The sequence below is a fragment of the Herpetosiphonaceae bacterium genome (assembly GCA_036374795.1).
GTDB lineage: Bacteria > Chloroflexota > Chloroflexia > Chloroflexales > Kallotenuaceae > LB3-1.
Genome location: DASUTC010000037.1, coordinates 77,426 through 92,660, shown reverse-complemented (window position 1 = coordinate 92,660; position 15,235 = coordinate 77,426). Strand labels below are relative to the sequence as shown.

The 15,235-nt window shown below is 63.2% G+C and carries 13 protein-coding genes; 1 reads left to right on the top strand and 12 read right to left on the bottom strand.

The features are described 5' to 3' along the window. The 11 genes from VFZ66_02470 to VFZ66_02420 form a co-directional block, all read right to left on the bottom strand. The coding region (locus VFZ66_02470; protein HEX6288021.1) for a glycosyltransferase family 2 protein at positions 1 to 530 on the bottom strand (530 nt) is incomplete at its 3' end. 257 nt (positions 531 to 787) lie between these two features. Beyond that, complete coding sequence (locus VFZ66_02465) at positions 788 to 1,750, bottom strand: glycosyltransferase family 2 protein (protein ID HEX6288020.1); 963 nt, start codon at positions 1,748 to 1,750, stop codon at positions 788 to 790. A 227-nt stretch (positions 1,751 to 1,977) separates the two neighbouring features. Continuing rightward, positions 1,978 to 4,302 (bottom strand): polyribonucleotide nucleotidyltransferase, encoded by a 2,325-nt coding sequence (pnp, locus tag VFZ66_02460; GenBank protein ID HEX6288019.1) that lies wholly within the window; start codon positions 4,300 to 4,302, stop codon positions 1,978 to 1,980. 304 nt (positions 4,303 to 4,606) lie between these two features. After that, the gene (rpsO, locus tag VFZ66_02455; protein ID HEX6288018.1) at positions 4,607 to 4,876 is read right to left on the bottom strand and encodes a 30S ribosomal protein S15; all 270 of its coding nucleotides are present in this window, start codon (positions 4,874 to 4,876) and stop codon (positions 4,607 to 4,609) included. A gap of 119 nt (positions 4,877 to 4,995) precedes the next feature. Next, a complete protein-coding gene (locus VFZ66_02450) occupies positions 4,996 to 6,231 on the bottom strand; it encodes a gliding motility-associated C-terminal domain-containing protein (protein ID HEX6288017.1) in 1,236 nt (411 codons plus the stop codon). A 12-nt stretch (positions 6,232 to 6,243) separates the two neighbouring features. Continuing rightward, the gene (locus VFZ66_02445) at positions 6,244 to 7,251 is read right to left on the bottom strand and encodes a lysylphosphatidylglycerol synthase transmembrane domain-containing protein (protein HEX6288016.1); all 1,008 of its coding nucleotides are present in this window, start codon (positions 7,249 to 7,251) and stop codon (positions 6,244 to 6,246) included. 219 nt (positions 7,252 to 7,470) lie between these two features. Further along, a complete protein-coding gene (locus tag VFZ66_02440; protein HEX6288015.1) occupies positions 7,471 to 8,373 on the bottom strand; it encodes a zf-HC2 domain-containing protein in 903 nt (300 codons plus the stop codon). A 72-nt stretch (positions 8,374 to 8,445) separates the two neighbouring features. Next, positions 8,446 to 9,042 (bottom strand): sigma-70 family RNA polymerase sigma factor, encoded by a 597-nt coding sequence (locus VFZ66_02435; GenBank protein HEX6288014.1) that lies wholly within the window; start codon positions 9,040 to 9,042, stop codon positions 8,446 to 8,448. 200 nt (positions 9,043 to 9,242) lie between these two features. Continuing rightward, positions 9,243 to 10,892 (bottom strand): chaperonin GroEL, encoded by a 1,650-nt coding sequence (gene groL / locus VFZ66_02430; GenBank protein HEX6288013.1) that lies wholly within the window; start codon positions 10,890 to 10,892, stop codon positions 9,243 to 9,245. Positions 10,893 to 10,997: 105 nt separating this feature from the next. Next, positions 10,998 to 11,297 (bottom strand): co-chaperone GroES, encoded by a 300-nt coding sequence (gene groES, locus VFZ66_02425; protein HEX6288012.1) that lies wholly within the window; start codon positions 11,295 to 11,297, stop codon positions 10,998 to 11,000. A gap of 262 nt (positions 11,298 to 11,559) precedes the next feature. Next, positions 11,560 to 12,951 carry a serine/threonine-protein kinase gene (locus VFZ66_02420; GenBank protein ID HEX6288011.1) on the bottom strand — a complete coding sequence of 464 codons (1,392 nt, stop codon included), beginning with the start codon at positions 12,949 to 12,951 and terminating at the stop codon, positions 11,560 to 11,562. Positions 12,952 to 13,226: 275 nt separating this feature from the next. Between VFZ66_02420 and VFZ66_02415 the strand changes: the two genes are divergently transcribed. Beyond that, positions 13,227 to 13,997 carry an alpha/beta fold hydrolase gene (locus tag VFZ66_02415; GenBank protein ID HEX6288010.1) on the top strand — a complete coding sequence of 257 codons (771 nt, stop codon included), beginning with the start codon at positions 13,227 to 13,229 and terminating at the stop codon, positions 13,995 to 13,997. A 22-nt stretch (positions 13,998 to 14,019) separates the two neighbouring features. Here the strand turns inward: VFZ66_02415 and VFZ66_02410 are convergent, their stop codons facing one another. Continuing rightward, positions 14,020 to 15,222 carry a DHHA1 domain-containing protein gene (locus tag VFZ66_02410; GenBank protein HEX6288009.1) on the bottom strand — a complete coding sequence of 401 codons (1,203 nt, stop codon included), beginning with the start codon at positions 15,220 to 15,222 and terminating at the stop codon, positions 14,020 to 14,022. Between the last annotated feature and the right edge of the window lie 13 nt (positions 15,223 to 15,235).

Genomic DNA, 15,235 nt, shown 5'->3' with positions numbered 1-15,235 from the left:
AGATCGGGATCGAGATAGGTCAGGTTATAGCGTCCGAAGCGCGCGGATCGCGGAAAGAGCTTGCTCAGGCCCGTCATGCGGTAGAACGAAACCGTCGGCGTGGGAAACGAGCGGCGGCATGCCAGATCGAGCGAGCCGTCGAAGAGCAGCAGCTTCGGCCCGACCGCGCCGACCGCCGGATGCGATTCCAGGTACTCGATCAGCAGATCGAGCGCGTCGGCCTCGACCTCCGTGTCGTTGTTGAGCAGCATCACGTAGCGATTGCCGCTCGCCTCCGCCGCCTCCGCCGCGATAATCTCCCGCAGCGCCAGGTTATTGCCCGCCGAGAAACCCGTATTGCGCGGGTTGACGATCAGCCGCGCCTGTGGAAACTCCGCCCGCACGATCGCCACGCTCTCATCGGTCGACGCATTATCGACGACCCAGACCTTGAGCGTGTGGCTGGTCCGGCTGTCGAGCACCGAGCGCAAACAATTTCGCAGCAAGTCGCCGCGATTATAGTTCAGAATAACAATATCAAGATGTGCCATGCAGCATTCCTCATTGGAACGCCCAATTATACCATGCGCGCTATCCGCAGCCGCTCAGTCGCGTGCAGTTCAGCGCTTTGTAGCATAGAGCGAATCTCTTCCCTATCGCCATTGTCGGGCTGCGCCATTGACCAAAGGCGGTTCAATGCTTTGCAGCATAGAGCGAATCTCTTCCCCTCTCCTATGGCAATGGGAGCGGGGTGCTGAGCACAGCGAAGCGGGGTGAGGGCCTGATGCAAAACGCTATCCGCAGCCGCTCAGTCGTCGCCGCGCGCCAGCCGTAGCACCTGACCGTAGGCCAGCAGGCGGCTGCGCAGCTCCTCCACGCCAATCCGCCCCCGCAGACGATCGCGCCACGCGCTCAGCGCCGCCCAGAGCATCCCGGCGCGCACGATCCGCCGGTTCCAGCGCTCGCGGCGTGGGCTGCCGAGCTTGGCAAAAAAGCGCAGACGGCTGCGGTGCAGCGCGACAAAGCTGCGGCCCTTGAACTGCTGCGAGCTGGCTCCGGCGACATGCACCACCTCGGCGCTCGGCACCTGCCAGATCGCCCAGCCCGCCTGCCGACAGCGGTAGCACCAGTCGACCTCCTCGACGTACATCCAGTAGCCTTCGTCCAGCAGGCCAACCTGCTCCAGCGTCGTGCGGCGCAGCAGCATTGCCGCGCCCAGCGGATGATCGATCGGGAAGGGATCGCTGCCGCGCTCCTCGCGGTAGCGCCCGTTGAGCGAGGACGCATACAGCCGCCCCAGCAGCGGGCCGCGCGGCGGAAACAGATCCAAGAGCGTCATCCAGAGCGTCGGAAAATGCCACGCGCCCTCCTGCGGCCTGCCGTCGGGATAGAAGAGTCGCGCGCCCACCGCGCCAACTCGCGGATGCTCGTCCATGAATTCGACCATCGCCGCCAGCGCGCCGCGACGCAGGAAGGCATCGGGGTTGAGCAGCAGCACATAGTCGGATGGCAGATCCGCCGCCAGCGCGTGGCATAGCCCCTGGTTCGTGCCCGCCGCAAATCCGCGATTGCGCTTGTTGGCGATCAGCATGACCGTGGGAAACTCGCGGCGGACCATCTCGACGCTGCCGTCGTGCGAGGCGTTATCCACCACGATCACCTGGGCGGGCGGCTTGGCTGCGACCGCCGAGGACAGGCATTGGCGCAGCAGCGCGCAGACGTTATACGACACGACGACGATCGTGACTCGTGATGCGGGAGCAGTATTCATACGGTACGGGAGTGTAGCGCGAACTAAGGCAGCGTGCAAGATCGACGCTGCCGCGCGTAGCGAGGCCGGGGTTTGGGGTGTCCCCCAAAATATTAATATTTCCCTTTCTAATCCAGAATCTCATGCGCTGTTTCCCAACCCGCGCCTTGATTCTGCATCGGGGACCACACAAAAGGGTGGACGATGCTCGTCCACCCCTGCAATCCAATCTCCGACCCTTGTGATGACTACCGGCCACCGCGCGGGCCGCCCCGATCGCCACGGTCGCCACGGTCGCCACCCCGATCGCCGCGCGAGAAGCCACCACGATCGCCGCCGCGATCACCGCCACGATCGCCGCGCGAGAAGCCACCCCGATCACCGCGTGGACCGCCGCCACCGCCGCCACGCCGTGGCGCAGCGCCAGCCGCCTTGCGGTCTTCAGGCGACTCGCCGGTCAGCACCGCGCGGCGCGACAGGCTGACCTTGCCGGTGCCTGGCTCGACATCGATCACCATCACGCGCACCTCATCGCCGATCTTGAGCACGTCCTCGACGTTCTCGACGCGGCCCTCGGCAATCTCCGAGACATGCAGCATGCCGTCTTTGCCGGGCACGAGGTTGACGAACGCGCCAAACGGCTTGATGCTGACAACTTTGCCGTTGAAGATCTCGCCCTGCTTGATCTCGCGCGTCACGGCCTCGATGCGCCGCTGCGCGATCTCCGCGCCCTGCGCGTCGGCGGTGGTGATGAAGACCGTGCCGTCGTCCTGCACGTCGATCTGCGCGCCCGACTCTTCGATGATTGAGCGGATGTTCTTGCCGCCGGGGCCGATCACCGCGCCGATCTTTTCGGGGTTGATCTGCAACGTGATGATGCGCGGAGCGGTCGCGGCTAGCTTCTGCCGTGGCTCGTCGATCACCGCGCTCATCTTGTCCAGAATGTACTGGCGCCCTTCACGCGCCTGCGCAAACGCGATCCGCATGATCTCGTAGGTAATGCCCGTGGTCTTGATGTCCATCTGGAGCGCGGTGACGCCGTCTGACGTGCCAGCCACCTTGAAATCCATGTCGCCCAGCGCGTCCTCGATGCCCTGAATATCCGTGAGCACCTGGAACTTGCCGTTCTCACCCGTGATCAGGCCCATCGCGACGCCCGCCACAGGCTTGGTGATTGGCACGCCCGCGTCCATCAGCGCCAGCGACGAGCCGCACACCGAGGCCATCGAGCTAGAGCCGTTCGACGCCAGCACCTCCGAGACGAGACGCATCGTGTACGGGAACTCCGCCTCATCCGGCAGCACCGCGTACAGCGCCCGCTCCGCTAGATGCCCGTGGCCGATGTCGCGGCGCTTCGGGCCACGCAGCGGACGCGCCTCGCCCGTCGAGAAGGGCGGGAAGTTGTAGTGGTGGATGTAGCGCTTGGTCGTCTCCAGGCCCAGATCGTCCAGCCGCTGCTCGTCGCCGGGAGAGCCCAGCGTGACGATCGTCAGCACTTGCGTCTGGCCGCGTGTAAACAGGCCGGTGCCGTGCACGCGCGGCAAAACGCCGACCTCGACCGAGATCGGGCGGATGTCTTGCGGCGCTCGCCCATCGACGCGCAGGCCACGCTCCAGAATCGCTGAGCGCACCTCGGCCTTCAGCAGCGCCTCGAAGGTCTTGGCGACCGCTTTCGAGCGCTCAGCCTGCTCCAATTCGGGCACGTCCTGCATGAAGTGCGTCAGCACGTCATCCTTGAGCGCCGCCGTTGCATCCTGCCGCGCCTGCTTGTTGGGATTGTTGACGGCCTCGCGCAGACGCTCGCTCATGTAGGCTGTGATCTGCTCTTCCAGGGTGGTATCCGGCGTATGCGGCGTGAACGTGCGTTTTTCCTTGCCAACCTGAGCGCGCAGCTCATCCTGCAAGTCGCAGAGCTGCTTGCACATCGCGTGACCCTCGATCACCCCTTGCAGCATCTCGTCTTCGGTCAGCTCGTGCGCCCCGGCCTCCACCATCAGCACGGCATCGCGCGTACCAGCCACGATCAGATCGAGGCGGCTGGCGTTCATGTCCGGCATCTCAGGGTTGATCACGTACTCGTCGTTGATATGCCCGACCAGCGCCGCGCCCACGGGTCCCTCGAATGGAATATCCGAGATATACAGCGCCGCCGAGGCCGCGACGATCGAGAGCGGACCCGGATCGTTGACCCGATCCGTCGCCAGCGTGGTGATGATCACCTGGACATCGTTGAAGAAGCCCTTGGGAAAAAGCGGGCGAAGCGGGCGATCGGTCAGCCGCGCCGTCAAAATCGCCGTCTCGGTGGGGCGACCCTCGCGCTTGAAGAACGAGCCGGGGATCTTACCCGCCGAGTACATGCGCTCTTCGTAATCGACGGTCAGCGGGAAGAAATCCACGCCCTCGCGCGGCTCATCCGACGCCACGACCGTCGCCAACAACACAGTCTCGCCATACGATGCCAGCACGGCACCGCTAGCCAACTGCGCCAACCGACCCGTTTCGAGTGTGAGCGTGCGCCCCGCGATCTCCGCAGAGACGCGCGCCACCGTACGTTCTTGATCTGTCTGTGTCATCCTAACAACTTCCTCTTTGAGCGATCTATCATGCGCTCACTAACTGGGAGAGGTTAGGTACTGGAGGCTGAAGGGAAACGGCGACGTATCGCTCGCAGGACTCTACCGCGCTTCTCTGCATTCCCCAATTCCTAACGCACTCCCATCATCTCAGCCTGCATTGTACAACACAACGCCCAGCGGCGGTATGCCCTGGGCGTTGTACAGCAAAACCGATACCAGCGATTGCGTTCAGGTCTGCCATGCGCGATTCCTGCATCTGTGTTGCAGATGTACGCCACGGCATCCAGCACGTACCCGAACGTTAGCGGCGCAGGCCAAGCCGCTCGATCACCTGCTGATAGCGCGCGCGATCCTTTTTCTGCAAGTACGACAGCAGGCGGCGGCGGCGGCCCACCATCTTCAGCAGGCCACGGCGGCTGTGATGATCGTGGGAATGAATGCGCAGATGGCCGATCATCTGGTTGATGCGCTGGGTCAGCAGCGCGATCTGCACTTCCGGCGAGCCGGTATCGTTGCCATGCACCTGGTAATCGCCGATGATCTGTGTCCGTTGTTCTTTAGGCAGAGCCATGATAGATCTAACCCCTTATTAAATCGCGTCCGGGCTTGGGTTGGCCCGGCGTTCAACAACGGTGGATTATACCATCGCAGCGAAAGCGGCGCAATCTAGCGCCATCGGCAATCCGTGCCTCAATCGCGGGGGCAGCGCGCCTCGACGTTGGGAATGCCAACGCAGACCAGTGTTCGCGCGACGTTGTTAACCGGATACCCAACGCCCTCGTGCGCAAGGCCGACATAGAACTGCATGCGGTCCTCGCGCTGCTCGATCCGCACGCTGCCGGTGATCTCGACCTCCTCGCCGGGCTGCAAGTAGTCCCACTCGCCGGGCTTGGCCCACTGCTCCATCGGGCGCGGCGACATTGCCCAACGGAACGGGTAGCCATGCCCGCCGCCCCAGTCCAGCGCTACCCGCCAGAAGCCGCCGCCTTTGTCGTCCCACGTATGCTCCTCGATCGAAGAAAAGATATCGTCGGTCGAGTACTGGTAGCCGGAGGGCGGCCCTTGCGTTTTGATCGGCACATTGCCGGTATTCTTGACCCGCACGGTGACGGTGATCGCGCTGCCCAGCGCTACTCGTACCGGCGCGATCTGCGCAAACGTGATCCGCGCGGTGGAGCGTCCCGGCGCGACCACCTCGATCTGGCCCTGGCGCTGCACGATATTGCCGACCCGATCGCGCGCGACGATCGTGTAGGTGTACGTGCCGGTCGAGACGAGCGAGCCGTCAGGCCGCTTGCCGTCCCAGATATGACTCTGGGCGAACGGGCCTTCTTCCAGCTCCGCGATAAACGGAATCTGCGTGTTGTTCTGGTCCGTGAAGTTAATCGTGACGGTCGCTGTCACCGGCAGCCGATACGTAAAGTAGGCTACATCGTCGTCGGCGTCCTCGTTGGGAGAGAACTGCTCGGTGACGCTCAAGTCCTCGATGCTCGGCGGCTGGTCGGCGGCCTCGCGCACGATGATCTCGCCCGTGGCGCTGATCGGCGGGCTACCCGCGAGCGGCGTGGCCTCGACCAGATAGGTGTAGGTGCCGTCCGGCAGTACTTGCTGCACGATGCTCGGCTCGCCGCCCTGGACGGTGCCGTCGAAGACCAGCGCGTACGGCTGGTTCGACGGCACGCGCCGCTGGTTGTCGCGCAGAACATAGCGCTGCCCGGCCTGATCTTCGAGCGAGACAGAGATCGTCGCGGGCACGCCGATGCTGTAGTTGATCGTCAGCGCATCGTCGACGCCGTCGCCGTTGGGCGTGATCACGTTGGTGGACGTGCTGACGTTACTCAAGACCTCACGCTGAGCGCACGCGCTGAGCACAAGGACGATACAGGTAACGCCAAAGATCTTGATCAGCAGACGAAGTGTATTCATAGCCTCAGTGTGTTAGCTCGACTCGCGCACGACACGCAGCTCCGGCGATTCGTCCTGGGCAGCCCGGTAGCGGCGCTCGAAGATCAGCAGGCTCAGCACGCCAAGCATGACGCCAAACCACAGCGTGCAGAAGCGAATCATGATTGTCGCCGCCGCAGCCGCCGAGCTACTGATCCCAGCGATCAGCGCGACAAGCAGCGCCGCGCTGGATGCCTCGGAAACGCCCAGGCCGCCGGGTAGGAATGAGACGAGGCCGAATAGTGTGGATGCGGCAAAGACAAAGGTCGCGATCAGCAGCAGATTCAGGCTGGGCGCGATTCCAAAGCCGATCAGCACGTAGTAGAACGCGATACACTCGCCGCCCCACGAGATAATGCTCAGCAGCGTCGAAACCAGCAGCAGCCGCCACGACAGCAGCGCAAAGCTGGACTCGTAGAAGCGCCGGGCGTGAGGAGCAAAGCGCTTGAGCAGCGGCAGATGCTCCATGCGTTGCAGCAGCCACAGCGCGAACGGACGATACTGGAGCGCCGCGATGCCTACGCTCCCGGCGACTAAGAGCAGCCAGAAGAGCGGACGCGCTGCCGGGTACAGATTCAGCCCGACCGCCATCAGCACCAGCATGCCTAGGCCGTCGGTCAGCCGCTCCGCCAGCACGATTGGCGCCGATGCGCTTACGGGCGTGCCGTTGATCCGCTTGAGCAGATACGACTTGAAGACCTCGCCGACCTTGCCCGGCGTGACCGCCATCACCATGCCCGACGTGAAGAGCAGCGCGCTATCGACGTAGCTCACACCCGCGCCCATGCCCAGCTTGCGCAGGTAGTAATCCCACTTGAGCCAGCGCAGCACGTAGTTGAGGAGCGTCCACGCCAGCACGGCCCAGACGATCGGCCAGCGGAAATCAGCCAGATCATTGCCCACGGCGCGAATATCGGTGGTGATGCTGAGCGCGGCAATAACAAGCGCTCCCAGAATGGCTGAGAGCGCTACCTTACGTTGTACATTTCGTGCCGAAATCAAATCCTAACTCCACCCACACGCTGCTTCAGTCATCTCCGAGTTCAAAGGTCAAAGTTCAAGGTTCAAAGTCTTCCTTGCTCGCCTGTTCCCTTGTTCCTTCAACCCGGCCTGTCGGCGCGGTTATCCCGGCGACTGATCGCCTGGCATTCTACCGCAGGATAGCAGGCGCGGCAATGATGCGGCGCTGAAACATGCGTCTCTCCCGCGAAGCATCGGCAGCTACATGTGCCGCCGCCAGGTCCAGAGCGCGGCAGCGCCAAAGCCCAGCGCGATGATTCCCAGCACCAGCTCTGCGAGCCGCAGCGTGAAGCTCGACCACCACGCTCCCTGCGCGGTCGAGTCTTGATCGAGCGTCGTGGTGTCCGCTCCAGCCGGCTCGTAGGACTTGAAGGCGGGCTGTTGCGGCTGCTCGGCGGCACCGCCAGCGGCTGGACTGGCTGCGGGTGAGGCTAGCGGGTTGATTGCAGCCTCCGGCGTGCCCACCGCGAGGGTCGTGCCTGCGGACGGTGGATACGCGGCTGTATCCGAGGCTGCCGTTCCGCTTGATGCGTTCCCCGCCTCCGCCCCAGAGGCTACGGCGGTTGTAGCGCCTTCCGATGGTGACGGAGAACCCGACGGCATAGCGGCGCTGCGGCCCGTATCGGGAGGCGATGCCGCCGGGCTTTCGGCAGGCTGCATCATCGTCTCGGGCGCTCCGCCCGCCGCGTCGGAGCCGCCCTGCTGAGGTGCGGCAAACGGCGCGGATTCCTGTGCAGGGGGCGAGGCGGCAGCGGAGAAGCTCATGCCAGCGTTCGGCCTGCCAACGCGCAGCACATCCACACCCACGACCACAAGGAAGAGCGCGGTTGCAACCAGCGTGGCCCAGCGCAGCGTCGGGAAGAGCAAGCGCCGAGGAGCTACAGCAGCCGGATCGAGGGTGAAGGAGCGGCGCGGCTGCACCATTGGCAGGTCGCGCAGCAGCGCACGGAACATGCGAAGTTCCTGAAGCTCTTGCGTACACGCGGGACACGTCTGGATATATCGCTCAACCTGCCGACGCTCTACGGCATCGACCGCGTTGTCGATATACGCGGACAGGAGTTCGCTGGTATTGTCAGGATGGTTGTGTGACAATTGTTCCATCTACAAACACATTGGTTACTCAATAGACGATTAGCCGCGACGGATTGCCAGGTTGCTTGAGCAGGATCGATCCTACTCAGGACTCTGACGGTAACGAGCCGGTAAAAGTTCCCCCTGACGCAGCACATTTCGCAACTGTGCCCGGCCCCGGCTTAACCGAGATTTTACCGTCCCCAGCGGCCAGCCGGTAACGGCGCTGATCTCGTCATAGCTGAAGCCCTGGATATCGCTCAGGACGATCGCCAGGCGCTGATCGGAATCGAGCGTATCGAGGCTGCGCTGAATTTCTCCGGCAAGCTCGTTACGCAGAGAGCGCTCGTCGGGCGTCTCCCCCCGATCCTCGAACTGCCGTGGCGCGTGATCCTCGTCGTCCAAGAAGGCATCGATCGAGGTGGTCGGGCGGCGCTGACGTGCCCGAAGCTGGTCGTAGCAGCCATTGGTGGCGATCCGCATCAGCCATGCGGTAAACGACCCGCCCCGGTAGCGCCGAATGTTACGGAATGCCGACAAAAACGCATCCTGTGTAACATCCGCCGCCGCGTCGGGATCGCCGAGCATGCGATAGCACAGATTGTACAATCGCACCTGATAGTGCTCGACCAGCACGTTGAAGGCGCGGACGTCGCCGCGCTGGCTGTCGGCTATGAGCTGTGATTCATCGTACGTCATTAATCACTGCGGCGTAATAGCTTATGATTACTTAATGAGAACGGGGAGATTATAGCAAACGAAGCGCAACTGCTCTGCATCAAATTGCCGACAATTATTCGCCGGGAGCAGAACCTTGGATGCCCATCAGGCGAAATACGGCTTAAAAAAGCAAACGAGGGGCATTGGAGCGCCCCTCGTCGCGGATAGATTCAACGGACTTAGAAGTCCATGCCGCCCATGCCGCCCATGCCGCCAGGACCACCGGCGGGCGCGGCTTCCTTCTCAGGAATGTCGGTGACAAGCGCATCCGTCGTCAGGATCATGCTGGCGATGGACACGGCGTTCTGCACCGCCGAGCGCGTGACCTTGACCGGATCGGGCACGCCCAGCTCAAGCATGTTGCCGTACTCGCCGGTCATCACGTTGAAGCCGATGTTGGGATTACCCTGCTCCTTCTGAGCGCGGCGTACGCTGTCGATGATCACTGCGCCATCCTCACCGGCATTGCGGGCAAGCTGGCGGATCGGCTCCTCAAGCGCGCGCTTCAGAATGCTGACCGCCGCGCGCTCGTCGTCGTTTTCGGGCTTGAGCGTGTCCAGCGCCGAGATCACATTGATCAGCGCCACACCACCGCCGGGGACGATACCCTCTTCCACAGCAGCGCGAGTCGAGCGCAGCGCGTCTTCCACGCGGTGCTTGCGCTCCTTCAGCTCCGGCTCGGTCGCGGCACCAACCTTGACGACGGCCACGCCGCCGGCCAGCTTGGCAAGGCGCTCCTGAAGCTTCTCGCGGTCGAAGTCGCTGGTCGTGGTTTCGATCTGCGCGCGGATCTGGTCGATGCGGCCCTTGATCGCGCTCTCGTCGCCGTAGCCCTCGATGATCGTCGTGTCGTCCTTGGTGGCGACGACGCGGCGGGCGCGGCCCAGGTCTTCGATCGTCGCGCTGTCGAGCTTGCGGCCAATCTCCTCCGAGATGACCGTGCCGCCGGTCAGGATCGCGATGTCCTGCAACATCGCTTTGCGGCGGTCGCCGAAGCCGGGAGCCTTGATCGCCAGCACGTTGATCGTGCCGCGCAGCTTGTTGACCACCAGCGTCGCCAGGGCCTCGCCGTCGACGTCCTCGGCGATGATCAGCAGGTTCTTCGTGACCTGGAGCACCTTCTCAAGGACCGGCAGCATTTCCTGGATCGAGCTGATCTTCTTGTCGGTGATCAGGATGTAGGGATCTTCCTGCACGGCTTCCATGCGCTCGCTGTTGGTGACGAAGTAGGCCGAGATGTAGCCGCGATCGAGCTGCATGCCCTCGGTGTACTCCGTCTCGTAGCCCAGGCCACGGCCTTCCTCGACGGTGATCACGCCGTCTTTGCCGACCTTGTCCATGACCTGCGCGAGCAGCTGGCCGATCTCCTGGTCCGCAGCCGAGACAGCGGCGACGTTGGCGACTTCCTGCTGATCGCGGACGGGCTGGGCCATCTGCTTGAGCGCGTCGATGATGATCGCAGCGCCCTTGTCGAGGCCGCGCTTGATCAGCATCGGGTTCGAGCCAGCGGCCACCAGGCGCAGACCTTCGTCGACGATCTTCTGAGCCAGTACCGTGGCGGTGGTGGTGCCGTCACCGGCCACATCGTCGGTCTTGGTAGCCGCCTCGACGAACAGCCGCGCGCCCATGTTCTCGAACGGGTCCTTGAGCTCGATCTCTTTGGCGACCGTAACGCCGTCGTGGGTGACGGTGGGCGAGCCGAACTTCTTGTCAATCGCGACGTTGCGACCACGGGGGCCGAGTGTGGTCTTAACCGCATCGGCGACGATGTCCACGCCGCGCTTCAGCGATCGGCGAGCATCTTCATTGAATATAACCTGCTTTGCCATAAACTCCCTCTATCTGAAAGGTAAGATCATTCACGCTATCGCTCGTACGGCGGCGGCTCGTGGAAAGCGTAAGAAGCTACCAGAGCCGCTGCTCAACGGGCTATGCTATTGCTGGACAACCGCGAGAATATCCTTCTCGGCCAGGATCAGGTAATCTTCGTCGTCAAGCTTGATCTCAGTGCCGGCATACTTGGCGAAGAGCACCCGATCGCCAGCCTTCACCGAGACAGGAACACGCTTGCCGTGGTCATCCACGCGCCCCTCGCCAACTGCCATGACCGTACCTTCCTGGGGTTTTTCCTTGCTGGCGGTATCGGGCAGGAAGAGGCCGCCCTTGGTCTTCTCTTCGCGCTCCTGCGGCTTGATCACGACGCGATCAGCCAGCGGACGAATACGGAAATCCATTCCAACCTCCCGTGGTTGCGTTCATCTTGCGCTACAAAGATTTAGCACTCGTTTTATATGAGTGCTAACTGGCCTCTATGGTATGCATGTCGTGGTATTTTGTCAAGCGGCTGTTTAAGTGGGGATTGTTTTACACACGGCAGGGAGGCGTTTGTGGCTATCTTGATCCATCCCATAATCGTGTAAAACATTTCATCTCTGACGATGTTAGAAGATTGTTAGAGTTTTAGCAGTGTGTGGAGACGAGTGCTAAGCTTAGCGCCTAAGGTTGTGGAATATTGATAAAGCCGCTCATGGTTGCGCGCAGGCGCCGGTAGCCCGCGCCGGAGCCGACTTCCTCCGGCGCTCCGATATAGCTTGGCTGGATGCTGCCAGCCTGCGCGCCCGGATATTGCTGCTGCGCGGCTTCAAAGAATTTTTTCCTAAACTTCTGAATGATCACATCGTCACCTGCGCCTTTGGTAACTTCGATCTCCAGCTCAGTGCTAAACTGTTGAAGCACGAAGCCGCCGTCCGTCGTAGCGCCCGAATCACCGCCAGTCTCGCCGGGGAAGTACTGCTCAACCAGCGAGGTGACATACTGCTGGATCGGCGCGACCAGCTCAGGGCGATAGGTCAGCGCGCCGAAGTAGAGCCCGCTGCTAATCACGGCAGCGAGCGCCACTCGTCCAACGACGCGCCCGACGCGACCACGGCGACGCGGCTTGGGCTGCTGCTTGGGCTGCGGCTTAGGCTGCGGCTGCTGACGTGTCGGCACCTGGCGCGGCGGCGCTTGCGCCGCTGGCTGCGGTTTAGGCTTTGTGCGTGGCGGTGCCTGTTGCTGGCGGGCCGGTGGCTGAGGCGGCGCGGCAGGCGGCAGATCGAAGGCGCGCGTTGGACGCCGATCGCCGGTGGGAATCGGCAGCGCGCGGCGAAACTCCCCGATCGTCTTGAAGCGATCGTCCAGCTCCAACTGGAGCGCGCGCTCCAGCGCCTGGCTGGTGGCGAGCGAGATGCTCGGCTGGACGCTGTAGGCAGGCGGAAACGAAAACGGCGGCTCGTCACGCGGGTCGCGGCCAGTCAGCAGATGGTGCAGCGTCGCCGCGAGCGCGTACACATCCGACTGAGCGGTTGCGATGCCCTGATACTGCTCCGGGGGCGCGTAGCCTGGCGTGCCGATCATCGTGCCGCGATGGCCGGGCTGTAGCAGCTTGGCGATACCAAAATCCACCACCTTGACATGACCCTCCGGCGTGATCATCACGTTGGACGGCTTCATATCGCGGTAGATCAGGCCGTTTCCGTGCAGAAACTCAAGCACATCGCAGAGCTGATCGGCCCAGGTGAGCACCTGAGGCTCTGGAAAACGCTTCTCGCGCTTGAGCAGATCTTCCAGGTCTTCGCCAAAGATAAACTCCATCGACAGGTAGTAGCGGCCCTCGTCGATGAACGAGCGATAGACATGCGGAATCCCCGGATGCCCCTTCAGCTTCCGCAGCAGCAGCGCCTCATCCAGAAAGCGCTGAATACCATCCGCGCGCTCCTGGGAATTAGTAAAGCGGTCGTGCATCTCTTTGATGGCATAGACCGCGCCATCATCATCGACCGCCTGATAGACCACCCCCATGCCACCTTCTTTGATCACCCGCGTGATACGATAGGTGGCGTCGAGCAAGACATCGTTACCGCACTGCTGGCAGAAATTGGCATCGCTCCGATTCTGCGCGCGGCAGATCGGGCACAGGATTCTCTCAGTTATACTATGTGTCGTCACAGCGCAGATTCAAGCAAACTATACACCACTAAAGAATAGCACCCAGCATTAACCGTGGCAACCGTTAAGCTGTACGCTGAAAGAGTGACGAGTGTTGCGCATGATTCTTGCAGCATCCGAGCCATGATAGCACATTCAGCTTTTGGAATCGGATGACAAGAGCGATGTTTTTGCCAATGTTCCGACGCACGACCAGGCCCAACGTAATCCGCTTCGGGCAACACAAGCTGCTCTACCAGGAGCACGGCAGCGGCAAGCCGCTGCTGCTGGTGCATGGCCTGTCGGGATCGGGCGGCTGGTGGCGGCGCAACATTGACGCGCTAGCCCGGCACTTTACCGTCTACGTCGTCGATCTGGTCGGCTACGGCAGCAACCGCGCGCTCCGCCCGATCCCGATCGAGACAGCGGCGCGGCATATCGGCGAGTTTATCAGCCAGCTTCCGGCGGGACGCGCCCACCTGATCGGCCACTCGATGGGCGGCCAGATCGCGACGCACGTCGCCGCCGAGTATCCCGACCGCATCGACCGCCTGGTGCTGGTCGCGGCCAGCGGCCTGGTGCGCGCCGACCTGCTACGAATGATGCTGCGGCTGCCCGCCGCAGGGCGCTACGGACGGCTCGACTTTCTCCCCACGCTGGCGTACGACGCGCTGCGAGCGGGTCCGATCAATCTGCTGCTGAGCGCGCTCGACCTGCTCTCCAACGATGTCACGGCCTCGCTTGGCAAGATCATCGCGCCAACGCTGCTGATCTGGGGCGCTCAGGATAAACTGGTGCCGTCGGCTGTCGGGGAGGCGGTCCAGCAGGCGATTCATGGATCGCGGCTCGCGATTATCCCCGGCGCCGGACACGTGCCGATGTGGGATCAGCCGCAGCGCTTCAACCAGTTGGCGCTCGACTTCCTGATCTCGCCGGGCGCCGTCCACTCCCCGCCCGATCCCGCGTGAGGAGGCACGGCGCTCCACCGCATCAGCCGCCCAACGACTGTCTGATCTGAGCCAGCGCGATTTGCAGCGCCTCGTCCAGCCGCTCGACGTCGGGGCCGCCACCCTGCGCCGCCTCCGGCCTGCCGCCGCCGCGCCCGCCGACAACGGACGCCGCCGCCCGCAGCAGCGCGCCCATGTCGGCATCTACCTGCGGCGGACGGCTGAACACAAGCTGCGCCTTGTCGGCGCGCAGCCCCAGCAGCGCCACGCCGCCCGCATCCACGATCCGCCGCCCCAGCCCACGCAGCGCGTCGAGCGTTTGGTCGGCATACGCCTGCACCACCACAGGCACGCCGCCGATCGTCTCAGCCGCCGCGATCAATGATTGGGCATCGTAGTCGAGCAGCCGCTCCTGGGCGCGCTCAAGAGCTTTGCGCTGCGTAGCCTCTGCCGCGCGCAGGCGCTCGACGGCTGCTGGCAGCTCCGGCAGGCCGACCGACAGATCTGCGGCCAGATCGAGCAGCACGCGCGTTTTCCAGCGATAGTCGCGGATCGCGCGGCCACCACAGATAAACTCGACGCGCGTGCCGTTTTTGTAGCGCTCCCAGCGCCGGATCATCACGCTGCCCACCTCGCCGGTCTGGCGGGGATGCGTGCCGCCACAGGCCGAGTGATCGAAATCGCCCGCCGAGACGATCCGGATGCGCTCGTAGGCTTGCGGCGGCTTGCGCAGCGACAGCCTGCCTAGCTCATCGGGCGTGACAAATCGCGCCTCGATCGGCACATTGGCCCAGATCATGCGGTTGGTTTCCTCCTCGATTGCGGCAATCTGTTCGGCGCTGAAGCCGGGATAGTCTAGATCGACGGTGCAGGTTTCGGTGCCGAGATGGACCGCCATCGTCCGCGCATCGAAGTGCTGCTCGCAGGCGGCGCTCAGCAAATGCTGGCCGTGATGCTGCTGCATGAGATCGAAGCGCCGCGCCCAATCGATCCGCCCCTCGACCTGCTCGGAGTCGAGCGGCGCTGCCAGCAGATGCCAGACCTCGCCATCGTCGTCGGCCTGCGTGTCGAGCACCGGCACCTCGTTCAAGATGCCGCGATCACCCGGCTGTCCGCCGCCCTCAGGATAAAACGCGGATCGATCCAGCGCCACGGCTGGCTGTCCGTTGTAGGTCGTGCGCCGCGTGACACGAGCCGTAAATGTCTGAATGTACGAGTCGTCGAAGTACAGCCGCTCAGCAGGCATAGCGTTCCTTTCG

Excerpts from the sequence above, each read along its gene's own strand:
- VFZ66_02440 (HEX6288015.1), bottom strand. The coding sequence starts at position 8,373 with ATGGAACAATTGTCACACAACCATCCTGACAATACCAGCGAACTCCTG.
- groL (HEX6288013.1), bottom strand. The coding sequence starts at position 10,892 with ATGGCAAAGCAGGTTATATTCAATGAAGATGCTCGCCGATCGCTGAAG.
- VFZ66_02415 (HEX6288010.1), top strand. The coding sequence starts at position 13,227 with ATGTTCCGACGCACGACCAGGCCCAACGTAATCCGCTTCGGGCAACAC.
- groES (HEX6288012.1), bottom strand. The coding sequence starts at position 11,297 with ATGGATTTCCGTATTCGTCCGCTGGCTGATCGCGTCGTGATCAAGCCG.
- pnp (HEX6288019.1), bottom strand. The coding sequence starts at position 4,302 with ATGACACAGACAGATCAAGAACGTACGGTGGCGCGCGTCTCTGCGGAG.
- VFZ66_02450 (HEX6288017.1), bottom strand. The coding sequence starts at position 6,231 with ATGAATACACTTCGTCTGCTGATCAAGATCTTTGGCGTTACCTGTATC.
- VFZ66_02410 (HEX6288009.1), bottom strand. The coding sequence starts at position 15,222 with ATGCCTGCTGAGCGGCTGTACTTCGACGACTCGTACATTCAGACATTT.
- VFZ66_02435 (HEX6288014.1), bottom strand. The coding sequence starts at position 9,042 with ATGACGTACGATGAATCACAGCTCATAGCCGACAGCCAGCGCGGCGAC.
- rpsO (HEX6288018.1), bottom strand. The coding sequence starts at position 4,876 with ATGGCTCTGCCTAAAGAACAACGGACACAGATCATCGGCGATTACCAG.
- VFZ66_02465 (HEX6288020.1), bottom strand. The coding sequence starts at position 1,750 with ATGAATACTGCTCCCGCATCACGAGTCACGATCGTCGTCGTGTCGTAT.